Consider the following 23,976-nt stretch of genomic DNA (forward strand, 5'->3'; position numbering starts at 1 on the left):
CTCCGAAGATGTATACAGCCTCAGCACTTTCGGGCCCAAAGCCCGAGCAGTACGCGCAATTGGTCGAGCAGGCGCGTGCGCTGCTCGACGGTGAGCGCGACCGCGTCGCCAACGCCGCCAACCTGTCGGCCCTGGTCAACCAGTCCCTGCCGCAGCTCAACTGGGTCGGTTTCTATTTCTACGACGGCCGCGAACTGGTGGTCGGCCCGTTCCAGGGCCTGCCGGCCTGCGTGCGCATCCCGCTCGACCAGGGCGTGTGCGGCGCGGCCGCGTCCAGCCGCCAGACCCAGCGCGTCGCCGACGTGCACGACTTCCCCGGCCACATCGCCTGCGACGCGGCTTCGCGTTCGGAGGTGGTGGTGCCGCTGTTGCGGGGCGAGGAGCTGATCGGCGTGTTCGATCTGGACAGCCCGGTGCCGGAACGCTTCGACGCCGACGATCAGGCCGGGCTGGAAGCGCTGGCGCGGGTCTACCTGGAGTCGCTGGCATGACCGCCGCCCCCAAGATGCGCAACATCGGCCCGAAGAGCGCGGCCTGGCTGCGCCAGGTCGGGCTGCGCACGCACGAGGACATCGCCGCGATCGGCACCGTCGAGGCGTTCATGCGGGTCAAGCGCGCCGGCTTCAAACCGACCTTGAACCTGCTGTACGCGATCGAGGGCGCGCTGCTGGACTGCCACTGGCAGGAAATCAGCGAAGAACGCCGCCAGGAGCTGATCCTGGCCGCCGAAGCCGCGACCGCGCTGCTGCCGGCGCCGCGCAACAAGCCGGCGGCCGCGCCGGTGCATACGACGATGCATGCGCAGGAAGAGCGGTTCGATGAGCCGACCGCGTTCGGCGCTGGGCATGATCGCGACGACGGCGATCGAGACGGCGGCAACGACCGCGACGGTCCGTCGGACGACGACGGGCATGATTCGCACGACGCGGACGATCGCAACGATTGATCCGGGTCGAGTGCGGGTTCGCGGTGCGGTAGGTTGGGCCGCGCGCCCTCATCCGCCCCTTCGGGGCACCTTCTCCCGCAGGCGGGGTGAGCGGACGCCGCTTGCGAGCCATTGGCTCGCGCGTCCGCGAACGCCCGAACGCCATGCGTTCGGGCCGGGGCGGGGTTGGGTGAGAGCAGCCCAGGCGCCCCGCCCCCACATCGCGTACACTGCGCCCCGCTTCGAGGTGACCCCACGGCTGCGGCCGCCGGGGTTGAAACGGGAAGCCGGTGACGCGCTCAGGTCCGGTCGGACGATCCGACCCGCCCCGCCCATTCCGGCACTGCCCCCGCAACGGTAAGCAAGTCAGGTCGCGGCCACCGCCACTGTGCACAGGCACGGGAAGGCGCCGCGCCCGGGAGTCGATCGCATCGGCTCCGCTTGCGAGTCCGGAGACCGGCCTCGGTGCGCCACAGGTTGCGATGCGGAGGGCATTGCGGCGGCTGCAGCGCCTTTGCGCGCTCGTTTCGCTGCCCGCACGTCCCTTCCCCGCCGCCGCCCATCAGCCGTTGTCGCCACGCGCTGGATCGCGCGTGCGTTGGAGTCATACCCATGCGTTGCCTGAATCTGTCCCTCGCCATTGCCGGCGTCCTCGCCCTGCCGGCCACCGCCCTCGCCGCGCCCGCCGGCGGCGCCACCGATCTCGACCAGGTCGTGGTCACCGCCAACCGCACCGCGGTCAGCGTCAACGACCTGCTGACCCCGGTCGAAGTGCTGGACCGCGCCGACATCGAACGCAGCCAGGCGCGCGATCTCAACGATCTGCTGCGCGGCCGCGCCGGCATCACCATCGCCAACCAGGGCGGCGCCGGCAAGCTGACCACGCTGTTCCTGCGCGGCAGCGAATCCGACCACGTGCTGGTGCTGGTGGACGGCATCCGCATCGGCTCGCCGACCTCCGGCCTCGCTGCGCTGCAGGATCTGCCGCTGGAACTGATCGACCGCATCGAAATCGTGCGCGGCCCGCGTTCGAGCCTGTACGGCGCCGACGCCATCGGCGGCGTGATCCAGGTGTTCACCCGTCGCGAGCAGCAGGGCTTCGCCCCGCGCGTGCACGTCGGCGGCGGCAGCGACGGCACCATCGAATACGGCAGCGGCTTCGGCGGCCGCGGCGGCCGCGGCTGGTTCGGCGCCGACTACAGCTTCCGCAAGACCCAGGGCATCAACGCCTGCCGCGGCGCCGGCTTCCCGGTGTTCGCCGGCTGCTTCACCGACGAGCCCGATCGCGACGGCTACGAGAGCCACGCGCTGTCGCTGCGCGGCGGCGTCGAGATCAACGAGCAGTGGAGCATCGAAGGCCAGGCGCTGCGCGCGGAAGGCCAGAACGAGTACGACGGCAGCTTCGGCAATTATTCCGAGACGGTCCAGCAAGTGATCGGCGGCAAGGTCGATTGGCGTCCGTCGGAAGCCGTGCACGTGCAGTTGACCGCCGGCCGCAATGTCGACAGTTCGGATAATTACCTGGTCAACGGCCTCGTCGGCCCGGCCAACACAACGTCCCGCGCGCGCGTCGGCCATTTCGATACCGATCGCGACAGCGCGACCTTGCAGGCCGATTTCACCCTCGCCGAAGGCCACTTGCTGACCGCCGGCTTCGATTGGCTGCGCGACCGCCTCGACAGCGACACCTCCTACGACGAAACCGATCGCGACAACAAGGCCGGCTTCGTCCAGTACCAGGGCCGTTTCGGCAACCAGTCCTTCGAAGCCAGCGTGCGCCGCGACGATAACGAACAGTTCGGCGGCCACACCACCGGCGGCGCCGCGTGGGGCCTGAACTTCGCCGAGAGCTGGCGCGTGACCGTGGGTTACGGCACCGCGTTCAAGGCGCCGACCTTCAACGAGCTGTACTTCCCGTTCTTCGGCAACGCCCATCTGAAGCCGGAAGAATCCAAGACCTGGGAAGTCGGCCTGGCCTACCGCGGCGACGGCTTCAACGCGCGCATCGACGGCTTCGACACCCGCGTCGACGAGCTGATCACCTTCGATTCGGCGATCAACCTGCCGAACAACATCGAACGCGCGCGCATGCGCGGCGCCGAGATCGGCATCGACACGAGCTTCGCCGGCTGGACCCTGGCGGCGAGCGCGAGCTATCTGGACACCGAGAATCGCGTCGGTTTCTTCCGCGGCAACGACCTGCCGCGCCGCGCCAAGCACAGCGCGCGCATCGACCTGGATCGCGCGTTCGGCAAGTTCCGCATCGGCGCCACCGCGGTCGGTTACGGCTCGCGTTACGACGATGTCGCCAACACCGTCCGTGTCGGCGGCTACGGCACCATGGACCTGCGCGCCGAGTACGCGTTCAGCGATTCGCTGAGCCTGCAGGCGCGCGTGGCCAACGTGTTCGATCGCGAGTACGAGACCGTGTCGTACTACAACCAGCCCGGCCGCGAGTGGTTCCTGACCCTGCGTTACGCGCCCAAGCCCTGATCGTTGCGGCGACAGCCGAGCGCGATGGTTCGAAACGAAGCCCGGCATCGCCGGGCTTCGTTTTTTGGCGTGGTCAATCGAACACGCTGCACGTCAGTTCGGATTCGAAATCCCCGACCCAATGCGGCAACGGTTTGGGAATCCGCGCCTTGCCCCTCTCGCGCGCCCAGCCGCGCAGGCGCGCGAGCTCCGGCGAGCGCCACACCGCGACGCCGTAGGGACTCGAACACACTCGATGCTCCGGGCGCATGCTGCGCAGTTCCGCGTTCGCACCCCAACCGGTCGCCGCGGCCGCGGCATGCAGCTCATACAAACCCTGCGCGCCGGATCGCGCCGCGTGCTCCAGCGCCAGCGTCAGTTCGATCGGATCGGGATAGAACGGCGACAAACTGCTCGCGCGCAATTCCTCATTGCCGGCCCAGCGCAAGGCCGCGCTCAGCATTTGCGTGGCTTCGCGCACGCCGGGCAGATGCGACAGACCGACCGCGGCCAGGAAGCCGAGAACGTTCGCGGTGGCGGTGCAATCGACCATGTCGAAAGCCGCGCCCTCGCGGCTCCAGGTCGCGAAGGTGCCCACGCGCAGCCACGGCGGACGCAGCGCGGGAAAGCGCGCGATGCGCCGCCGCGCGATGGTCATGCAGGCGGTGCGGCGCGCATCGTCCAGATTGATGCGCCCGGCATGCAGCAGTTCCAGCGCCATTATCGCGGTGTCGTCGACATCGTCGGGCAACACCGGCGCCCAGTCGGGTTGCGCGCCTTCGGGCCAGAAACGGAAGCCGCCGCGCGAGGATCGGCACGCCTGCAGGGTATCGAGCATCGCGCCCGGCACCGGCAGCCCGTGGCGACGCAGCGCACGCACGCCCAATGCGGTCACGAAGCCGTTGCGGTCGCGGCGTTGTTGCCCGCCCTGGCTGACCTGGCTTTCGATCAGATAGGCGCTGGGCAGGCGATCGACTACGCCGGAGCTGGTCGCGATGCGCTCATCGGATGCGGCAACGTCGAAGCACGCGCTGCGCTCGCGACCGGGCCCGCGGCGCGGGCCCGCATCGTCGGTTCTATTCACAACATGCATCGTGATCGCTCCATCGATCGCGGACTCCCGCATTGCGCATCCGCTCGCGCGCTTCACGTCGGCCGCAAACCGCATTGCACCCAGGTGTTGCCGGCGATGTCCGCGCCGACGCCGACCATGCCGTGGCGCCAGCGCCCGTCCGCGGGACCGGCGGCCAGGGCCTCGTAGACCTGCGCCGACAGCCCTTCGCCGAGCCCGCGCATGCACGCGGCCACTTGCGCGTCGTCGCGGAAAATCGCCTTGGCGAAGGTGAACCAGGTCAGCGCGCGCACCTGTCCGTCGGCGGACAAGGCCAGACTGATGCCCGAGGGGCGCGGCAGATCGTTCGCCGGCACCACCTGCGCCACGCGCCGCATCATCGGTCCGGCATCGCCGAGGCTGGCCTGCGCCAACATCCGCAGCGCGGCCAGATCGAGTTCGCTGGCGCGCGCATAGCATTCCACGCTGCCGTCGGGATTGACCCCGCACATGCGCCAGAACATCAATGCCGAATCGAACAGCGCGTGGCGCTTGCGCCATGCCGGCGGCAGGCGCCCGTCGGGCAGATCGACATAGAGCTTGGTCGCCAGACCATCGCCATGACGCGCCGAGACCCAGGCGCCGAACTTGAGCCGGTGGCCGCGCTGATGCTCGAACCACGGCGCCAGATCGCCCTGCCATCCCAGCGCTTGCGCGGCGATCGCCAGCCGCTCGTTTTCATCGACTTCGGGCGCGGCGACTTCCGCGGTCCAGCGCACCGCGGCCTCGCGCGAGGTCCAGGCGAACTCCACCGGCAGGCCGGTGTTGGTGAGGCGGCTGAAACTCCAGGCGACCTCGGGCCAGCACGAGTCGTGCAGCGGCGCGAGCACGCCGGCGAGCATCACCCGCGCCGCGTCGGCCTGCGCGGGCAGCACCGCGCGCAGGCGTTGCAAGGTGGCGACGACCGGCGCGGCCAACATCGCCGCACTCCTCGCCTGCGATGGGCTCGCGCCCGCGCCCATCGCCGCATCCGCATCGTGGTTCATCGGCTGCCTCGCGTCGCGCCGTGGTTGGCCGGTGGTGGCGATCGTCGCGTTCATCGGCTTATTGCACCGCCACCAGTTCTTCCGTGTCGTCCACCCAGGCGCGCTGATCGAACTGGCCCTGCATGCCGACGAAGGTGAAGCGGCGGCGGTACTTGCGCTTGTCCGCGTTCTTCAGGGCGATGCGCAGCTTGACCGGGTCGGTCTGGGTGCCGGCCATCTCGATGCGTTCGCTGCGCTTGTAGGCGCCGTCCTCGTACTTCACGTCGATGAAGACGCGCTTGACCATGGCCGGATCGAACACCGGGATGAACTCCAGCTGCAGCGCGTCCTCGAAGCTGTCGTGGATCAACAGCTCGGGCACATCGATCTCGACCGGCGGCGTCGCCGGATCGGGATTGGCCGCGCCCTTGCGCCGCTGCACGATCTGATAGGTCACGCCGCGATTGGCCGGCGCCGGCTTGGCGCCGCGCAGACGCCAGGTCTTGGGCCCGGAGTTCGCGGTCAGGGTCAGCGTGGTCTTGGGCTCGGGCGTGGCGTAGCCGCGCGCCTGCAGCTTGACGTCGATGGCTTCGACCACGTCCCAGTCGATATCGCCCGGGGTCGCGGTGAACTGACGGAACTCCACGTGCTCGTAAGGATTGACGAACAAGGTGCGGTCTTCGGTCTTCGCCGCCGGGATCGTGTACGAGGTCTTATCCGCGGCCCAATCGGACTGCGGATCGAAGTGGTACTGGTAGGCGGCGTCGTAGTCGATGTCGCGGGTCTGGTTCATGAACACTTCGAAGCGCTTGACCCCGACTTCGCCCGGCGTGAACACGAAATCGGCGTGCTTGTGATCGCGCGGCTTGGTCTTGTCGCCGTAATCCAGCGCGACCTGCGCCGACTTGAGATCGATCGGCTCGAACGCGATCGGCATGCTCGCCTCGACAGCGAACTGGCGGAAGAACGGATCGTCCAGATCGATTTCCTTGAAGTACTTCGACTTGTCGCGCAGATCGCCCAGCATCAGGCCGAAGAAACCCTGCGGCGCGTAGGTGCGGCGCGTGGCTTCGGAACGGTTGTAGCGCAAGGTGAGTTTCTTGCGTTCTTCCTGGCGCACGAACTTGAGCTTGAGCGACAGGCTCACCGCCGTGGGCGGCGTGGGCAAGGTCGGCGTGACCGGCGGGGTCACCGGCGGCGTCACCGGAGGCGTGACGGGCGGTGTCACCGGCGGCGTGACCGGTGGGGTCACCGGCGGCGTCACCGAAGCCGGACGGCTCAGACGGCCGTGCCAGCGATTGGGCGTGGTGCCGGCGGCGCGGCCGGTCACGTGCACGACGCGATTGTCCGGATCGCCGCCCATCGCCGAATGCGTACCGGGACGGCTGCTGGCCGGGACATCGCCGTTGGCGGCCTGCGCCGCGATGGTGAACGTCGCGCCGGCGCGACGCGCCACCGCGAGCGCGACATCCAGGCGCCGCTGCGACAAGCGCCGGTTGTAGCGTTCGCGCTGGGTTTCGTTCGCGCCGCTGACATGCTCGTGGCTGGCGTAGGCCTGGAAGTTGAGATTGCGCGGCGCCGGCAAGCCGCGAATCCACGCCATCAGACGATCGGCGCCGCGTTCGCTGCCGGTCCAGTTGCCGTCGCCTTCGATGCGCAAGGTGCCCGAGGCGTCACGATAACGCGGGTCGGTGGTGGTGTTGTCCACGTAGGCGCGGAACTGCGGCGAAGGCGTGTTGGGATTCCAGCCGGCTTCGGCGGGTTTGTCGAAATCGAAGAACAAGCCGAAGGTCTGTTCCTGCGCGGTGGCCGGCCACTCGACATCGATGCGCTTGGAAGAATCGGGATTGACCGTGATGGCGACGCGTCCCTGCGCGTCGGCGGCGACGACCTGATCGTCCACCTTCACCACCGCGCCTGCGCCGGTCACGGTGATGGTTTCGGCCAGGCCGCTCGCGGCCGGCGTGTGCGTGACCGACAGGCCGGCCGGCAACGGCGCCGGTTCGGTCGAATCGACGCTGAGCGCCGCGCGTTGAATCTGCGGCGCGGGAGGCGGCGTGGTGCCGCCGCCGGTGCCGCCCGTCGTGCCGCCGCCGGAACTCGCGCCGGTGCTGCCACCGCCGCTGAAGCCGCCCCCGGGGGCGGTGCCGCCCGTGCCGCCACCGGTTCCGCCCGTGCCGCCACCCGTTCCACCCGTACCGCCGGTGCCGCCGCCGGTTCCACCGGTGCCGCCACCCGTACCACCCGTACCACCCGTGCCACCGCCGGTTCCGCCGGTGCCACCCGTACCGCCTGTACCGCCGCCAGTTCCGCCCGTGCCGCCACCGGTTCCACCGGTGCCGCCGCCCGTGCCGCCCGTGCCGCCGCCGGTTCCGCCGGTGCCGCCACCCGTACCGCCCGTGCCGCCGCCGGTTCCACCGGTGCCGCCGCCCGTGCCGCCCGTGCCGCCGCCGGTTCCACCGGTGCCGCCACCGGTTCCACCCGTACCGCCGGTGTTACCGCCGCTCGAACCACCGCCGGCGTTGGCCGCATCGGTCGCGAGCTTGCCCGGCACCAGGGTCGGTTCGAACCACTTGCTCAGCAGATCTTCCTTGAAGAAATCCAGCGCCCACTTTTCCTGGTCGCGCTTGTCGTCGGCATCGGTGAAGGCCTCGACCTGGATGTCGATGACGCCGTTCTGCACCAAGGATTCGAACGCCGCATCGACGCCGGCCTTGAACCAGGCGTACTGGCCTTCCAGGCTGGCGCTGAAGTGGTTGTAGATGCGCTCGAAATCGGCGGTGATCGTGACCTTCAGGGCCGGCCGCATCGCCAGGTACTTGAAGTTGTAGATCACCCCGATCGGGGTCATGCCGTCGCTGAGCGCGGACTCCAGGATGGTCGCGCCTTCCGAGGACAGGCTCAGGCTGAAAGCGGCGCGGTTGGCCGCATCCATCGACGGCACCGACGCGCCGAGGATGTGCTCGACCGCGTTGAAGGTGCCCGGCTGCGCGGGCTGCGCCGAGGTTCCGCCGGCGCCCTGCACGTTCAACGCCACGCACTGCACCGAGCCTTCTTCGAATGTCGCGCAGGTCAACCGCACCGGCAGCTTCACGTCCGGTTCGGCGTTGAGCCGGCCGATGATCCTGGACTCCATCGACGAGGGCAGTTGCAGCGTGGTCACGAACATCACGAAGCCGCCGCCCTTGTCGGCGGCCGTGGCGTCGGCGACGCGGTATTTGAGGAAGCTGAATTCCTTGCGCCCGTCGGGCTGGCGCGTGGCCAGCGCGACCGGTCCCGGCAGGTACCAGAACTGGCTTTTGTCCGCGTGATCGCGGAAGACGGTGATGCCGTCGATGGTGATCGGCTTTTCGAGGCTGAGCATGACGAACTCCTGTAGATCGTGAGCTCCCGACGCAGCTCGAAGCGCGCGGGGAAACATTTCCTTGTGCGATGGACGCAACCGATGCCGCCACCGCCGTCCACCCTCGCCCCGTCATCCCTCCGGGGCTTTATCGCGCCATCACGCTGAAGTCCGCGCCCCCGCCTTCGCGGGGATGACGAGCCAGAGCGCGAGGGTCGCGGCGCGGCGGGTGTCGGCGTCAGGGCATCTTCAACACCAGATCGGTGACTTCGCTCGGCGCCCAGTTGACGCTCTTGTTGGTGCCGTTCTCGAGCAGATAACTGGCCTTGTACTCGTAGCGCATGCGCGCCGCGTCGAGGTAGTCGTACTCGAACTCGCCCGAGGCCTGCGCGTCGGTGAATTCGAAATCCTCCGCGAACGACAGCCCGCCGGTGAAGTCTTCGAAGCGCAGCGAGACCTTGACCTTGCGCATCTTGCGCTTGGCGAAATCCAGGGGCGGCTTGACGGTGACGATGCGCCTTCCTTTCATGCCGCCCTTGAGCATGATCCGACTGGTGTTGGTCACCGACTCGGGAATCTCCTCGATGTCGCGGCCGTCCTTGTAAAGGATGCTGACGCTGTAGAACACGCCCTTGACCTCGGGATTGCGCAGGTCCACGGCGAAGGTCTGCGAGGCCGAGCCTTCCTGGAACGACATCTGCATTTCTTCCTGCAGGTTGTTGGCCTTGTCCACGTAGCGCAGATCGACGAACGCCTCCTGCACCTCGTTCCAGTTGAAGTTCGGGATCACCTGCACCACGCGCCGGGTAGGGAACGGATTGCGCACGCTGACCTGCGGCTCGTCGAGCGCGGTCCAGTCGCGCACGGTGTCGCCGCCGCTGATGCCGTGGAAGACGGTGCGCACTTCATAGGCGGTCTTGCTCTGGTCGAGCATGAACATTTTCCAAGCGCCCGACTGCACGTCTTTGGTCAGCCGCACCAAGTCGTTCTGATTAATCTTGTTGGCTGGATCGCGGTAACGCAGGAACACGTCCACCGAGCTGTAGCGCTCCCAGGGGAAGTTTTCCGCGAACACCGGCACGGTGTTGATCGTGTACAGGTCGCGCGGAATGATCTCGACGTTTTCCACATCGAAGATCTGCGGCTTGGACTTGAGCCTGGTCGGCCGTTCGGCCGCATCCACGCCCTTGAAGCTAACCTCGTACTCGACCTGCACGTCGCGCTTCATCACGCCCTTGTCGAGCTGGCTCAGCCACTCGAAACTGGCTTCGCCGGCGTTGGCGCCCAACAGCGCGTTCTGCGCCTTGTCGCCGTAGCGCACGCGCACGTTGACGCTGCCGATGTCGTCCGCGGCGAGGTCGGCGCGCGAGATCACCTTGACCCGGCGCTTCTTGAAGAAGTCGTTGTCCAGGCTGATCTGCTTGACCAGCCGATCGCGCGGCACGTTGCCTTCGCGGATGGTCTTGAACAACGCCGCCAGGTGCCCCTGCGGATAGATCGAACGCTTGATCGCCACGCGCTCGGAGAAGTTCACGTTGAGCTTCTTCTTATCGACGCGCTTGTAGTCCATGCGCTTGTAGCTGAAGCTCGGCAACAGAGCGCCGATCGGCCCGCCGGCGGCCATCGCCGACGACCGCGACGCGAACTTTCCGATCGCGTCCAGGCCGGCTTCGAAATCCGATTTCTTCTCCGGCGTCCACGGCGGCAGGCTGACCTGGAAGAACGCGTCGGTGACCATGTTGCGCACCTGCGCCAGCGCGGCGTCGCGACGGTCGATGATGCCCTTGGTGTCCTCGCCTTCGGCGACGAAGGTGTCCGCCTCCAGCACGATCGCGCGGCTTTCCACCAGCTCGTCCACCGCCTTGCCGATCTCGGTGGAGAAGAAGATGTTGCCGCCGGAGAAACTTTCGTCCATGTGCTTCTGGACGCGGTCCCAATCGATCTTCAGGCTGATGTTGTAGGCCGGGCGCAGGCCGAGGAAATCCAGCTGGTAGATCACCGCCACCGGCAGGATCTCGCCTTCCAGGCACTGCTCCATCACCGTGAAGCCGTCCTGATCCAGGCGCACCGAGAACGAGGCCTGGTTGGTGCCGTACAGGGCCGGCTTGGCCGACTGGTCGATCTTCAGCACGAACTGCGGCCCCGCGCCCGGCGTCGGGCCGACATCGCCGGTCGCCTTGCCGAGCATCATCAGCCGCACCGAGCCGTCTTCCAACGGCACCGGCGCGATGCGCGGCTTGTTGCGCAGGTTCTCGGCGTTGGCGATCTCGCGCGCCAGATCGTCGATCTGCTTCTGGCTGGCGCCGAGGTTGCAGTCGAAGTTGAGGAAGCCGCCGGTGCCCGCGTCGCCGCGGAAACCGATCAGCAGGAATTGCGGGACGTCCACGCCGAGCGTGGCGTCGCGCACCGTGGTCAGGTGCGGGTTGAGCGGCATGTAATACCACTGCTCGGGATCGGCATGGTCGGGAAAGACCGAGATGCCGTTGATCTCGCGAGTGCGGCTGTCGAGGAGAAGCATGATCGGACTCCTTCCGAGTCAAGCGTGAGCGGTGGGCGTCGATGGACCCGCGCGAAGCGTTCGCGCGGGTCCGCCGCGTTGGTGCGAGGTTCGCGGCGAACCTCAGTCGGTCGGCAGTTCCAGGAAGATCGTCATGTCGTCCTTCGTCTGCGGTCCGACCACCTTGCGCGTACCGTCGGTGAGGAAGTAGGTGATGGTGACCTTGTACTCCGGCGCTTCGCCCTCGGTCAGCGGCAGCTTCCAGTTCTTTTCCTCATCGCCGGGCTTGAAGCGCAGGTCGACGCGCTTGGCGCCGTGCGACAAGGCCACGCTGACCATCTTGAGATCGTCCCAGTTGAGCAGGTCCGGCACCACCGCCACTTCCAGCTGATCGAGCTTCTTGCCGACCAGGATGGTCGAGCGGGTCGCGGTCTTCTCGGATTCTTCCTTGCTGGTGCCGTCGGCGAACAAGGTCGTCACCGAGTACTTCACCTCGCCCAGGGTTTCGTCCACCACCGGGAAGGTCCAGTCGAAGGACGTCATGTCGCTGGACAGCGTGACGATGGTCTTCTGGTTGTACTTGTTGGCGGTGTCGGTGTAGCTGGCGTCGACGGTGATCGAGGCGATCTCCGCCGCCAGGTCGCCGGCGGCGCGGAAGCTGACCGTCTTGCTGGCCGAGAACGGATCGTCTACGTACAGCTCCTTGGCCTGCTGCTGCGCGGTCTTCTTGACCTGGCGGCCGTCGGCCAGCGTGTACAGGAACTCCAGGTCGATGTCTTCCGTGCGCGGTTTGCCGATGATCTTGCGCAGGGCGAAGTTCGGCGTGTCCTTGGTCATGTTGAACTTGGCTTCGACCGGCGTCTTGCCGTGCTTGTAGCGCACCGTGATCTGGGTGCGCGGCACCTGCGCGAAATCGATGTCGCCCGGGCCGATGTCCAGCGCCAGGATGCCCAGGTCGTCGACGTTGATGGTCAGGTTGGTGTCGTCGGTCTTGATTTCCTCCGACACCTGCTTGAACGTCGCGCCCTTGTAGTTGACCGTGACCTGATAGGTGAAGTCGCGCTTGCCCTCGAACACGAAGGCCTCGAACTTGGCGACGTCGTCGGGCTTGGTGAACACGAACTCCTGGACCTTCTTGTTCGGCCCATAGGGATAGCGGATCTTGACCTCGACGCTGTGGATCGGCAGGTTGGCGAAGTCGGCGTTGACCCGCATCACCACCTGCACGGTCTTGAGGAACTCGTCCAGGTTGATCTTGGAGTAGTAGTCCTCCCACTTCAGCGGCTTTTTCTTGTCGTCCATCAACGAGGTGATGGTCGGCAGCATGCCCTGCGGGTTGCGGTTGACGATGACCGCCTTGGCCTCGCTCCACTCCACCCGCACGTTGGCGATCTGCGACTTGTTGACGGTGCGGCGGATGTCCTCGATGTCCTGGCCTTCGCGCAGCTCCTTGGTGTTGGGATCGACGTCGGCGATCTCCTTGAGCATGTTGCGCTGGACCGCGGCTTCCAGCTGCTTGTTGATGATCGCGCGGATGTCGGACTCGAGCTTGGCGTTGTCCTCGGCGCTCAGGTTCGGCGCCTGCACGAACTCGAAGTGGGTCTTGGTGACGTCGTTCTTGTAGCGGCTGGAGTTGACGACTTCGGTGTAGCTGTCCTGGCTCCAGAAATTGTCTTCGGTGTTGATGTCCTGGAAGAAGCTGTAGAACTCCGAGGCGTTCCAGGTGCCCCAGGCCTTCATTTCCGGTAGGCGCATGTAGAGGTTCATCTTGTAGACGACCTGCACCGCCGAAGCCGAACCCGTGCTCAGGGTTTCCTTGAAGATCGCCGTGCCCAGCTCGCTCAGCTCGACCATGAACGAGGCCACGTTCTTGCCGTAGATCGACGGCTTGCCGGCGCCGCGGATCTTCTCCACCAGCGCGCCGCCCTCGGTCAGCAGCAGCTCGACGGTGCCGTCGGTCCAGGTGACCGGCGCGATCGCGACCTTGGGCACGGTCTTGCCCTTGTACTTCTCGGCCAGCTTCTTCTGCAGCTCGGCGGTGATCTTGGTCTGCACGTCGGTCGGCACCGACAACTCGGTATCGAAGGCGATGAAGCCGCCGAACTTCTTGCCGCCGTCCTCGCGGATCTGGCCGTACTCGACGAAGCGCAGCGCCAATCCGCCGCTGGCCATCTTCGCGAAGTTCGGCGAGTTGGGCATGATGTAGTAGGTGAAGTCGTTGGCGTCGTCGCCGTAAACCACGTAGTCGAGAATGGTGTCGACGTTATCGATCTTAAGCATGGACCTGCTCCTTTATCCTGATGTCCTGAATCGTTCAATCCTGATGCGCGCTTTCCTTGCCCGCGCGGTGCGCTGTTGCCGTACGCGATGAGGTGGTGGCGGTGTCAACCAATATTCTCGAATCTTTCAAACGCTTCCCGCATTCCGCACCGGACACGAAAAACCGCTGTTTTTAAGCTGTTTTTCGCGAACATCTTCGGCGCTCGCACTTCCCCGACGATCCGCGCCCGATGGCCGCCGATCGCTATTTCGAGCACGAGCCGACCCGCCGCGATGCGGATCGCGTTCGGCTCCCTGCTGGTCTTGCGGCAATCGCCGCGGGCGCACCATCGCGCCGTTTCGATCGCTGTCGCGGCCGCGCGTTGCGTTTGCCCGGCAACGTCGCGGTGGCGAAGCGATCAACGCCGTCGGCGGGCCCATCGTCCGTCGTCGGCGACGTAACGTTTGCTGCTGTGGCTCAAGGCTTCGGCAGCCCCCAATCCGCGGCATCGGCCGAATACGTTCGTGTTTGCGGTTCGTGATACCCCGACAGCGCCTCCACGCTGCCTTCGCTGCGCCAGCTCGCGCTCGCGCTGGCGTCGCCCTCGGCGTCGCGCAGCGACACGTCCACGTCCACCGACTCGCTGCTCTGGCTCGAACGGGCCGTGCGCGTCGCGATCGCTTCGGTCGCCGCGTAACGCAGTTCCAGCCAACCGCGCTCGCCGTTCAAGGCCTTGCGTACTTTCTCGGCCTGGGCCTGATCCAGCATCAGATTGAACGCGGCGTGGTAAGGCGGCACGCCCGAGGAGCGGGCCTTGGCCAACTCCACGTAGTGGCCCTGGCCATCGCCGAGCATCAGGCGCACCTCGCCGATCTCGATCGGTGCCGGCGACAGGCTCAACTGCGCGACCGGCACCTGCGCCCGCGCCGCCAGTTCGGCGCGCACCGCGTCGAGCGTCGCCGATGGCACGCCCCACATCGCGGTCAGCGCCAGCATCGTCACCGGGCCGGCGCCGATCAGGGTGAACTGGGCGCGGCCGTCGGCCGACAGCGACAGCTGCGGCGCGCGCGGGCGATACAGCCAACTCGTCGGCCCGTCGCCGCGCGCGACCAGCACGCCCAGGATCTGTTCGAATCCCGATGGCGTATCGGCGCCCGAGGCCGCCGTGCCGCCGCTGTCCTTGTCCATGCTCATGCTCCTGCTCCGATCCTGGCGGTGGCCGCCTCGCTGCTGCGCAAACGCAACGGCGTGTCCGGTTGCAGCACCGGCGACCACGGCGACTGCGCGTCCCAACGCCAGCGATAGCCGCTGCGGAACGGCGACAGCGACAGCCAGGTCCAGCGGGCCTGCGGCGAATGGTTGCTGAATTTCACTCGCTTGCGTTTGCCGGCATCGTCGATGCCGTCTTCCGGCGCGATCTCGATCGTGCGCATGTTCGCGCGATCGTCGAACTCGCAGCTCAGCTCCAACTCGCGCGATCCGCTGCCGTCGAAGCTGAAAGCGTCCAGACGCAGACTGTCGGCCTCCACCGCCGGCATCGAGCGGCGCGTGCCGTCGCTCTTGGCCCGCGCGGTGGCGCGGATCGTCGCGCCATCGACATCGAAGGGAACCGCGAACGCCAGGTCCGGCGCGGCGTCGCTCAAGTTCGCGCGCACCGCCCACGGCTTGCCCTTGCGGGTGCCGATGCATTCGACCTCGATATCGGCCTGGGCCAGAAACGCCGGTTCGGCTTCGACCGGAATCAGGCGCAGGCCGAAATCGTCCGGGCCGATCAGCAGATGTTCGCGATCGGATTTGCGCGGCGGGCCCTTGATCGATTCGGCGCGGCCGTCGCTGAGCACGATCGCCGTGGTCTGCCATTGATACGACAGCGCCTCGCTCGGCGACAGGCGCAGATCGACCGCGATCGGACGATCCGCCGCGGTCAGCGGCGCGCTGGTCTTGATCGTGAACATGCGCGCCGGCGGCTTGGCCGGCAGCTGCAATTCCACCTGCGCCGAAACCACGCCGACGCGGCGGTCGGGCAGATTCGCCCGCACCGTCACGCTGCGCCAGCCGCTGGCCAGCGCGCGCACGTCGTGACGGCGCACCACCGCGTCGTGCAGGTCGGCCGCGGCCATCGTGCGCAGCGGGCCGAGCGGATCGGCTTCGATCACGATCAATCGCGGCGCCAGCTGCGGCTCGGCCAGATTCCACTGCACCCGGCCCGGCGCCATCGCCGCCTCGTCGAACACCAGGCGCACGCCGGTCGGCGCATCCGGCGCCGAGGGTTGCGGGCTGGCGTAACGCGCGGCGATGCGGTCGATGACGGCATCGGCCAAGGGTTGTTTCAATATGTCGCCGGAACTGGCGGCCAATCCCAGCCCCAGCGTCTGCGGCGCGTCGATCAGCCGCTGGCGCAGCAGCGCATGATCGATCGATGCCGCGCCGCCGGTCAGCGCGCGGATCGCGGCGAGCAAGGCGGCCGGATCGAAACTCATGCTCAGCGGCAGACGATCGGCGACGCCGCGCACGCGCAGCCACGCCTGCGCGCCGACCGAGAGCAGGCCGCGCTGCAGCGCCGACACGAACAGATCGGTCGCCGCGCTGTCCAGGCGCACGGCCAGATTCACCGCGCCCAGGCTGGCCGCATCCAGCGGCAGCAATTCACCCAGCGCCGGCGGCAGGTTCAAGGCCTGCACCGCGCTCAGGCGCAGCCAACCGCCTTCCACCGGCAGCGGCGACAGGTCCGCGTGCTGGCCGGCATCGAAGGCCGCTTGGCGCGCTTGCGCCAGGGCAAACTCGGCGGCGAAGCCCAGCGACAGAATCGAATAGCGTTCAAGCCCGGCGGCGCCGCGGTCCTGCTGGACGATGTCCAGACGCAGCGGCGATTCGCCGTCGCCGGCCTGGGCGGCCAGCGACACCGGCGGCAGACGGAATTTTCCCGGCTGATCGAACGCGGCATAGGCGACGCGTTCGCCGATCAGCATCGGTTGGCGCCAGTCGGGGCGGGAGGCGAAGGACATGGCTCAGACCGCCGTCACGAACAACACGCCGCTGTCGTCGCGGCGCCACGGCGGCGGCGGCGATTTCTGCCCGGACTTGTAGATCACGGTCTGGCGGTACTCGTAGAAACCCTCGCTGTCCTTGCGCAACAGGATGTCCATCAACGGCACCGGCACGTCGATGTCCTGGCTCAGGTTGGCCGCGCCGAGCACCACGCGGCGGTTGCCGCGGAACTCGACCACGATGTTGAGGATCTCGCCGCCGGCCTGGCCGGTGGCGTTGTTGAGCAACACCTCCGGCGCGGTCATCACCGTCACCGGACGCACCGTTTCCTGGTCGATGGAATCGTCCAGGGTGTATTTGAGGATGGCTTCGCCGTCGGGAATGCTGCGCACCGAGGCGGTGTTGAAGATCGCGTCGGCCGGCTCGGTGCCGCTCAGCGGCGCGGTCGGCTGCACGGTGAAGCTCAGGCTTTGATCGGGCGCGACTTCGATCGGCTGGCTCAGGTCCAGTCCTTCGATGCGGCCGCTCACCAGGCCTTCGCCGCGGGTGATCCAGGTCGGCAGCTGGGTGATGCGCAACTTGCTTTCGGTGGCGTTGAGCAGCTTCACCGCGACCGCGCCGGTCTGCGGGTCCGGGGTTTCGATCGACTGGAACAACTCGCCTTCCATGTCGGCGAAGTTGAGCTTGACCGGCACCATCACGTTCTCGTTGACGCCGCTGGCGACTACCACGCTGCCTTGCAGCAGGTTGGAGTTGGTCGTGGCCATGAGGACACCGAACACGTCCTGGAAATCCTTGAACTCGAAGCGCTCGTTGACGGTGAAGCCGTTGTCCCAGTCGATGGTCGCCGGCACGGTTTCCGAGCGCACTGCGCCGTTGCGCAGCAGCGCCATCTGCAGGGTCGAGCTGGCGCGCAGCAGGCGCAGTTCGAATTCGCGTTGGGGATTGTCCGCGCTGGCCGGCACTTTGTCGGCCAGTTCGCGGCGCGCGGCGAGCAGGCGCTCGCCGTCGGTGACCGGGCGCACTTCGCAGGTCAGATCGACCATCACTTGTTCGGCGTTCTCGCCCTGATCGACCTGGAACACCAGCGACGGCGCATGCGGCGCTTCGCTGCGGCGCGCCAGCTTGAACGCGTCGGGCAGGTGGTAGATGCGGCTGGGGTCGCTGAGATCCTGGAAATAGGGATGACTGCGTCCAGTGCCGGTCGGATAGCGCAACGAGTGCACCACCCAGCGCGCCGGCGAGGCCGAGCCGCCGCTGCCGGCTGGATAGATGTACGAATGCAGTTGCGGCTCGAAGAACAGCGCGACCGCCCAGTCCTGCAATTGATGGGAGACGTCGTAGCGTTGTTCCGGCGCGGGCGGCGGCGGCGGTTCGGGTAGCGGTTGCGGCAGGGGCATCGGCCGCGGCCGCGGAAACGGCTTGCGTCGCCAGACTTCATCGCCCTCGATGATCGACTCGCCGCCGACCGGCCGCAGCGCGGCCGGCGCCATGCGCAGGCCCGACGCCAGACCGGGCTTGACGACCGCCGCGCGCGCGACCATCGCCTCGCCTCGGGGCGCCGCCATCGCTATCTCGGCCATCGGCGCGCGCGCCAACTGCATCTGGCCCTTGACCATCATCAGCTGGCGCTTGGGCACGTCCGGCGATGCGGTCGCTGCCAGCGGCACCGCCACGGTGTAGCCGCGCGACACGATCAGCTTGCACTGCGCGTCGGCGGACATGAAGGCGCGCAACAGGCCGTCGCGCTCGGCCAGACTCAGGTGCAGCATCACCACGCAGCCGCCGCGCGGGTCTTCGACGATTTCGCCGGCCGGCAGGCGTTGTTCGATCGCGGTGCCGGGCACGCGGTAAGCGATCACCGCGCTGCGATTCACGCTGAGCATCTGCGCGCTGCGCGCGGCGTCGGCGATCTGCGGCGCGGGAAAGGTTTCCAGCGCCAGACTCACCGCCCACAAGCCGTCCTGGCCGGGCGCGGTCTTGACCTCGTACTGGCCGTTGGCGTTGCGCAGGCGATAGCGCGGCAGCCAGTAGCGTTGCTGCGGATTGCGCGGGTCTTCGAACAGGCAACGATCGTCCGGAGTCTGATTGGGACTGATCGGATGCGGCGACTCGGCGCGGCCGAAGCCGGCGCCGGTCTTGATCGGAAACAGGTCCGGGCGCAGATCGTTCAAGCGCGGACGCAGGGTGCGGCCTTCCAGTTGCGCGACGATCGCCGGCTGCGCGCGCAGGATCGCCGGATTCATCCGTATCGCGCCCGGCATCAACACCGGCGCTGCGACCGCGATCGGCGCGGCCACCACCGCCGGCGCGGCGACGGCCGGCGGCGCGGCGATCACCACGCCGGGCACCTTGATCGCGGCCGCGGCGGGCGCCGGGCGAATGCCGGCGACGATCTGATTGATGTTGAGCAAGCGTCCCAGCGGCATGCGTCTCTCCCTGTATTCAGCGCGGCGCGCTGTAAGACGCGTCGCCGCGGCGCCGCATCGTTTCCTTTGATCGATCGGTAGCGCCGCAAGGGCGCCGATCACCCCCGATTAAACGAGGGTGCCGCGCGGCCGAGGACATTTCACGGATGAAACACTTTTTCCGGCGCGGGGCCGGGCGCGGTCTGAATGCGATTCCGGCGGCCGCGCGCGGCCCGCGACAACGATGCCGCATCGATTGCCGCGCCGGCGCTGAGCGATGCCGGCACCCGCTCGTTCAATCGCGCCCGGCGAGGGCGTCAATGTATTCGCGCAAGCCGATCTCGCCGCGTATCGGATCGTTGGCCGGCTCATAGCGCTGGTCGGCGGTGAGCGCGGTCATCTGCGCGTACGAGCGCGCGCCCGGCTCGGAGAAGCCCATCTCGCGGAAGCCCTCCACCCAGCGCGCGCGCGGCACGACTTCGACCGCGACCTCGCGACCCAGCGCGCTGGCGAAACACACGGCCACGTCCGCGGGCGAGTAGGCGCGCGGCCCTTCGACATGGTGCAGCGCCTGTTCGTCCACCTCTTGCATCAACAGATCGGCCCCGACCCGGCCCAGGTCGCGCGGCGCCACCATCGGCAGGCGGAAATCGGTGGGATAGAAGCTGCGCACCGTGCCGTGCTCGCGCGCGCTGTCCAGCGACGCGTCCCAGTTGCTCATGTAGTAGGCGGCGCGGATCACACTGCAGGCGATGGATTGCGCTTTGAGCGCCTGTTCCATGTCGTAGAGAATGCCCAGGTCGCCGCAGCGCTCGCACTGCTGCGCGCCGTAGGTGGACTCGGCGACGATTTTCTCCAGGCCCGAGCCTTCGATCGCCGCCAGGATCGAACGCAGATTGGCTTTTTCGACCGCATCGGTGTCGGTGTCCGGTGCGGCCGGCGGGTTGAGCAGGAACAGGCGCCGTCCCTGCTTCAACACTTCGCGCAAGGCGCCCGTGTCGGTGACATCGACGACGGCGAAGTTCGCGCCGTGTGCTTCCCAATATTCGCGCTCGGCGTTGCGATGCGATACCACCGTCACCGCCTCGCCGCGTTCCAGCAAAGTCCCGGCCACCGCCGAGCCCACGTGTCCGGTACCGCCCAGAATGATGTGCATGCCCGCGTCCCGCGTTGCCGTGATTGCGCTCCAGGCTAGGCGAGCGGCGGTAAGCGCCGGGCCACGGCGGCGTGAAGAGAACGTAGCCCGGGCGCCGAATCCTGTCCTCGATCGCGCTGTGCGATCGATTGCCTCAGCGCGTGATCTCCGCCGGCATCGATACGATCCACACCAGCAACAACGCCAGCCACAGCCAACGCCAGCGGCCCATGCCGATCCAGATCGCGCGCCAAGGGCTCATGCCGATCGCTCGCGTTTGCGCTGCGCCGAACGCCAGCTGTCGGCGATACGCAGTCCATACAGATACACGCCCGACAGGCTCAACGCCGTCAGCATCGCGCCGAACACGAACCACGCCAGCTTCAGCCAAAAGCCGGCGAAGTCGCCGAAGTGCAGCGGGTCGGCCATCTCCGAGATGCGTTGATGCACGCTGAGCGCGCGCGCGTCGCGGGCGCCGAGCCAGCGTCCGGACACGGCGTCGAATGCGATCGCATTGGCGCGCGGCCGCACCATCGCCGCGTCGGCCTGGCCGGTCAGCAACAAGGTGCCGTCCTTGCCGCCGGGCACCACGCCTTCGACCACGAAGCCGGGCCAGCGGTCGCGCGCCTGCGCGATCGCGCGATCCACGGCGGCGCCATCGGCGGCGATGTTGCGCGCGTGCGCGGCCGTCGGCGCCTTGACCACCGGCGCGGCGCCGCCGAGCGATTCGATCAGATACCACAGGCCGGTGAGGCCGATCAGCGCGATGAAGGCCAGGCTCCACACGCCGAGCAAGCGATGCAGATCGCCCCAGAAACGCCGCGGCCGCTCGGGTCGCGGCAGACTGAAGAATCCGCGCCACCAATGCCGGTAGATATACAGACTGCTGAGCAGCGATATCAGCAGCGGAATCGACAGTGCCGCGACGATCGGCACGCCGATCCTGGTCGGCATCATCAGATGGCGGTGGGTGTTGCGCAGCAGGCGATGGGCGTTGAACCAGCCGGTGTCGCCGGTCGTCACGCCGCGATACGGATCGACCCAGACGAAACGCAGGCGCCCTTGCGGCGTGCGCATCGAGGCCTGGGCGGCGAAGCGCGCCGCTTCCGGGCGTTCGATCGACTCGAAGGTCCAGGCCGGATAATCGCGTCGCACCGCATCGACCATCGCGCCCCAGTTCGCTCGCTGCGCGCCGGGCTGCACGCGGATTTCCGGATTGAGCAGCCAGTCGATCTCATGCGCCAGCACCGCCAGGGTGCCGGTCAACAGCACGAAGCTCATGAACACGCTGAGCTTGAGCCCGACCCAGCTGTGCAGGTCGAACCACAGCCGCCGTGCGATGGCTTTCTGGCTGGCCGAAGCGGCTGGCGCGTGCGCGTTCACGGGTCGGCGCGGCGCATCAGAAGCTGTATTGCGCCTGCACGTACACTCGCCGCGGCTCGCCGGGGAAGTGTCCGTTGCGCTCGATGAAACCGCTGGCGGCGTAGACCTTGTCGAACAGGTTCTTGACGTTGGCCTGGAATTTCCAGTCGCGCCAGTGCGTTTGCCAGCTCAGATCGAACACGGTGTAGGGCTTGACCCGCTGGCCGTCGAGGTCGATTTGGCGCCGACTTCCCATTGCTTGCTGCGCTCGGGATCGAACGGCCCGCCGACGCTGTCGCTCTGGTTGGCCGTGGTCTGCGGCAGAAATCCGCTGGCCATGCTGGCGTACAGATTCAACCCGGGCTGCGCGGTGTAGGTCGCACCCACGCGCCAGCTCAGATCGTCGCCGTCCACGTCGGCGCCGTTGAGGCGGTTTTCGTCCTTGAAGCCGTCCCAGCGCAGGCCGGCCAGCAGATACCAGCGCTGCGACAAGGTGATTTCGTCCTGCACATACGCGCCGTAGCGCAGGCCGCGCGTGCTGGTGCCGGTCCGCGGCAGGCGCTCCAGGCGATAGCTCGCGGCCGAGGTCAGGCCGTAGACCGGATGGAACAGATCGATGCCCGGCACCGGCCCGCGCGCGGTGTCGGCGTTGGCGGTGCGGCTGGTGAAATCGTTGTCGACGCGATAACCGTCGGCGCCGAACAGCAGTTGATGATCCAGTCCGGCGAAGGCGAACCGCTTGACCGCGTTGGCGTTGACCGCCAGCGCGCGGTTATCGCGCAACTGGTCGCGGAACTGGCGCGTCATCCATTCGGCGACGCCGTCGCGGTCGCGGTCGATCAGGCCCATCGGCTCGTGATACTGCTGCGCTTCGCTGTTCTCGAACCAGCGCGCGGACACGTCGATGTCGAGGCTGTCGCTCGGCGATGCGGTGTACTTGGCCGAGGCGACCTTGGCGCGCATGTCGAGGTAATCGGTGGGTTCGTTGTGGTTCCAGTCGATCGCGGCGAGGAAATTGCCGTTGTCGTCCACCGGCACGCCGCGCAGGCGGTTGCCGCCTAGATCCTGCGTGACGTCGGTGTACTGCAGGGTCAACTCGCCGGTGTCGCCCACGTCCATCGCTATCGCCACATCGCCGATCAGGCTTTGCGAATCGGTATTGCGGCGGAACGGGGATTCGTCGTCGGCGTAAGCGCCGACGCGATATCGCAGCCGTTCGTTGCCGGCCAGCGGGCCGGTCAGCTCCACCGAAGCGGCGCGAAAGCCGTAGTTTCCGGCCTGCACTTCCACGCTGCGCTCGCTCTGGCGCTTGGGTTTCTTGCTGACGTAGTTGATCACTCCGCCCGGATCGCCGCCGCCGTACAGCGCGCCGCCCGGGCCCTTGAGCACTTCGATGCGCTCGATGTTGAACAGCTGCGGCACGGAGAAACCCGAGTACGGATCGCCGCGCAGCCCGTCGTACAGCACGTTCTCCTGGCGGAAGCCGCGCAGCGTCACGCCGGCGTAGCTGAAATAGCTGACGCCGCTGATGCTGCGGTACAGATCGGTGACCTGGCGCGCGGCCTGATCGTCGATCAGTTCACGCGGCAGCACCTGCACCGACTGCGGCACTCGCTCCAGCGGTGTGTCGGTACGGGTGGCGACGGCGGCTTCATCGGCCTTGTACAGGCGCTGCGCGCGGCCGAGCACCTGGACCGAATCGAGTTCGGTGATCGCGGCCTGATCCTTGGCCTGATTTGCGGGGGATTGCGCCTGGGCAGGCGCAAGCGCCGCTGCCAGCGAAACGACGAGGCAGGATCGGACGAGCATGATGGGCGGCGGGCATGAGATGCGGGTCACCCATCATATGTGAGAATGATTCGCGTTTGCAACGAGCCATCGCAACAAGGCGATCCCTGCGGCCACGCCGCGATGGTCGCTATCGCGCGTTCCGCATCGCGCGGTTGCATCCATGCCGGATGCAACCGCGCGACGAAGCAGCGCGGGAAAAGCCTGGCGACGATGCCGGCGGCCGCTCTACTCCAGCCCCGGCTTCACCGCATGCAATAGTCCGGAATCAGCAACTGACGGTGAAAGAGCCGACGTAATCCGAGGTCACGGTGCCCTGGATGCTGATCTGTCCGGTGCACTGGTTATGCACGGCACGGCCGACCTCGACGCCGTTCTGGTAGTAAGTGCGCACTTCGCCCGGCGCCGGCAGGTAACTGTCTTTCGCGAACAGCGGCGCGCTCGCCGCGGCGACAAACATCAGCGTCATCGCCAACAATAGCTTCTTGCTATTCATCTACGTTTCCTTGATGTCGTCGGCCGATCGCCGACTGAGCGAGCGTGATGCTTGTAGTTGGCAATTGCATTACGCGACGCACAATGCCGAAATCCGGCGAGCGTCACACTTGGCTCGCCGGCCGATTCCGTTCGCACTCCTTCTCGCTCACTGCGCCGGTGTTTACTCGACCGTAACCGCCTTGGCCAGATTGCGCGGCTTATCGACATCGGTCCCGCGCGCCAGC

The 23,976-nt window shown here is 67.4% G+C and carries 14 protein-coding genes, 1 pseudogene and 1 riboswitch; of the genes and pseudogenes, 3 read left to right on the plus strand and 12 right to left on the minus strand.

What is annotated here, in order from left to right:
- Positions 1 to 8 precede the first annotated feature (8 nt).
- From J7J50_RS08955 to btuB, 3 genes are all read left to right on the plus strand, one after another.
- Positions 9 to 491: a GAF domain-containing protein gene (locus tag J7J50_RS08955; RefSeq protein WP_215055738.1), complete on the plus strand. Its 483-nt coding sequence runs from the start codon at positions 9 to 11 to the stop codon at positions 489 to 491.
- Complete coding sequence (locus J7J50_RS08960; protein ID WP_251044008.1) at positions 488 to 946, plus strand: TfoX/Sxy family protein; 459 nt, start codon at positions 488 to 490, stop codon at positions 944 to 946. The genes J7J50_RS08955 and J7J50_RS08960 overlap by 4 nt, the downstream gene beginning before the upstream one ends.
- Positions 947 to 1,153: 207 nt before the next feature.
- Positions 1,154 to 1,405: riboswitch (cobalamin riboswitch) on the plus strand.
- A gap of 132 nt (positions 1,406 to 1,537) precedes the next feature.
- A complete protein-coding gene (gene btuB, locus J7J50_RS08965; protein ID WP_215055739.1) occupies positions 1,538 to 3,418 on the plus strand; it encodes a TonB-dependent vitamin B12 receptor in 1,881 nt (626 codons plus the stop codon).
- A gap of 73 nt (positions 3,419 to 3,491) precedes the next feature.
- On the opposite strand, the gene J7J50_RS08970 is transcribed toward btuB, so the two are convergent.
- The 12 genes and pseudogenes from J7J50_RS08970 to J7J50_RS09025 form a co-directional block, all read right to left on the minus strand.
- Positions 3,492 to 4,481 (minus strand): hypothetical protein, encoded by a 990-nt coding sequence (locus J7J50_RS08970; protein WP_215055740.1) that lies wholly within the window; start codon positions 4,479 to 4,481, stop codon positions 3,492 to 3,494.
- Between the two features lie 62 nt (positions 4,482 to 4,543).
- Positions 4,544 to 5,494: a hypothetical protein gene (locus J7J50_RS08975; protein WP_215055741.1), complete on the minus strand. Its 951-nt coding sequence runs from the start codon at positions 5,492 to 5,494 to the stop codon at positions 4,544 to 4,546.
- Between the two features lie 58 nt (positions 5,495 to 5,552).
- Positions 5,553 to 8,837, minus strand: a complete 3,285-nt coding sequence (locus J7J50_RS08980) for a hypothetical protein (RefSeq protein ID WP_215055742.1) — start codon at positions 8,835 to 8,837, stop codon at positions 5,553 to 5,555.
- Between the two features lie 217 nt (positions 8,838 to 9,054).
- Complete coding sequence (locus J7J50_RS08985; protein WP_215055743.1) at positions 9,055 to 11,334, minus strand: hypothetical protein; 2,280 nt, start codon at positions 11,332 to 11,334, stop codon at positions 9,055 to 9,057.
- A gap of 102 nt (positions 11,335 to 11,436) precedes the next feature.
- Positions 11,437 to 13,593, minus strand: coding sequence for a hypothetical protein (locus J7J50_RS08990; RefSeq protein ID WP_215055744.1), 2,157 nt, complete (start codon positions 13,591 to 13,593; stop codon positions 11,437 to 11,439).
- Between the two features lie 457 nt (positions 13,594 to 14,050).
- Positions 14,051 to 14,767, minus strand: a complete 717-nt coding sequence (locus J7J50_RS08995; RefSeq protein WP_215055745.1) for a hypothetical protein — start codon at positions 14,765 to 14,767, stop codon at positions 14,051 to 14,053.
- Positions 14,764 to 16,578, minus strand: a complete 1,815-nt coding sequence (locus J7J50_RS09000) for a hypothetical protein (protein WP_215055746.1) — start codon at positions 16,576 to 16,578, stop codon at positions 14,764 to 14,766. The genes J7J50_RS08995 and J7J50_RS09000 overlap by 4 nt, the downstream gene beginning before the upstream one ends.
- Before the next feature lie 3 nt (positions 16,579 to 16,581).
- Positions 16,582 to 18,990, minus strand: a complete 2,409-nt coding sequence (locus tag J7J50_RS09005; protein WP_215055747.1) for a hypothetical protein — start codon at positions 18,988 to 18,990, stop codon at positions 16,582 to 16,584.
- Between the two features lie 274 nt (positions 18,991 to 19,264).
- Positions 19,265 to 20,125 (minus strand): NAD(P)H-binding protein, encoded by an 861-nt coding sequence (locus J7J50_RS09010; protein WP_215055748.1) that lies wholly within the window; start codon positions 20,123 to 20,125, stop codon positions 19,265 to 19,267.
- Between the two features lie 237 nt (positions 20,126 to 20,362).
- Entirely contained in the window at positions 20,363 to 21,487 is a 1,125-nt protein-coding gene (locus tag J7J50_RS09015) for a PepSY-associated TM helix domain-containing protein (RefSeq protein WP_343222465.1), read from the minus strand.
- 16 nt (positions 21,488 to 21,503) lie between these two features.
- Positions 21,504 to 23,275 (minus strand): annotated as a pseudogene (locus tag J7J50_RS09020) (TonB-dependent receptor).
- A 247-nt stretch (positions 23,276 to 23,522) separates the two neighbouring features.
- Positions 23,523 to 23,750 (minus strand): hypothetical protein, encoded by a 228-nt coding sequence (locus J7J50_RS09025; RefSeq protein WP_215055749.1) that lies wholly within the window; start codon positions 23,748 to 23,750, stop codon positions 23,523 to 23,525.
- Between the last annotated feature and the right edge of the window lie 226 nt (positions 23,751 to 23,976).

The organism is Lysobacter sp. ISL-50 (assembly GCF_018612875.1).
Lineage (GTDB): Bacteria > Pseudomonadota > Gammaproteobacteria > Xanthomonadales > Xanthomonadaceae > Lysobacter.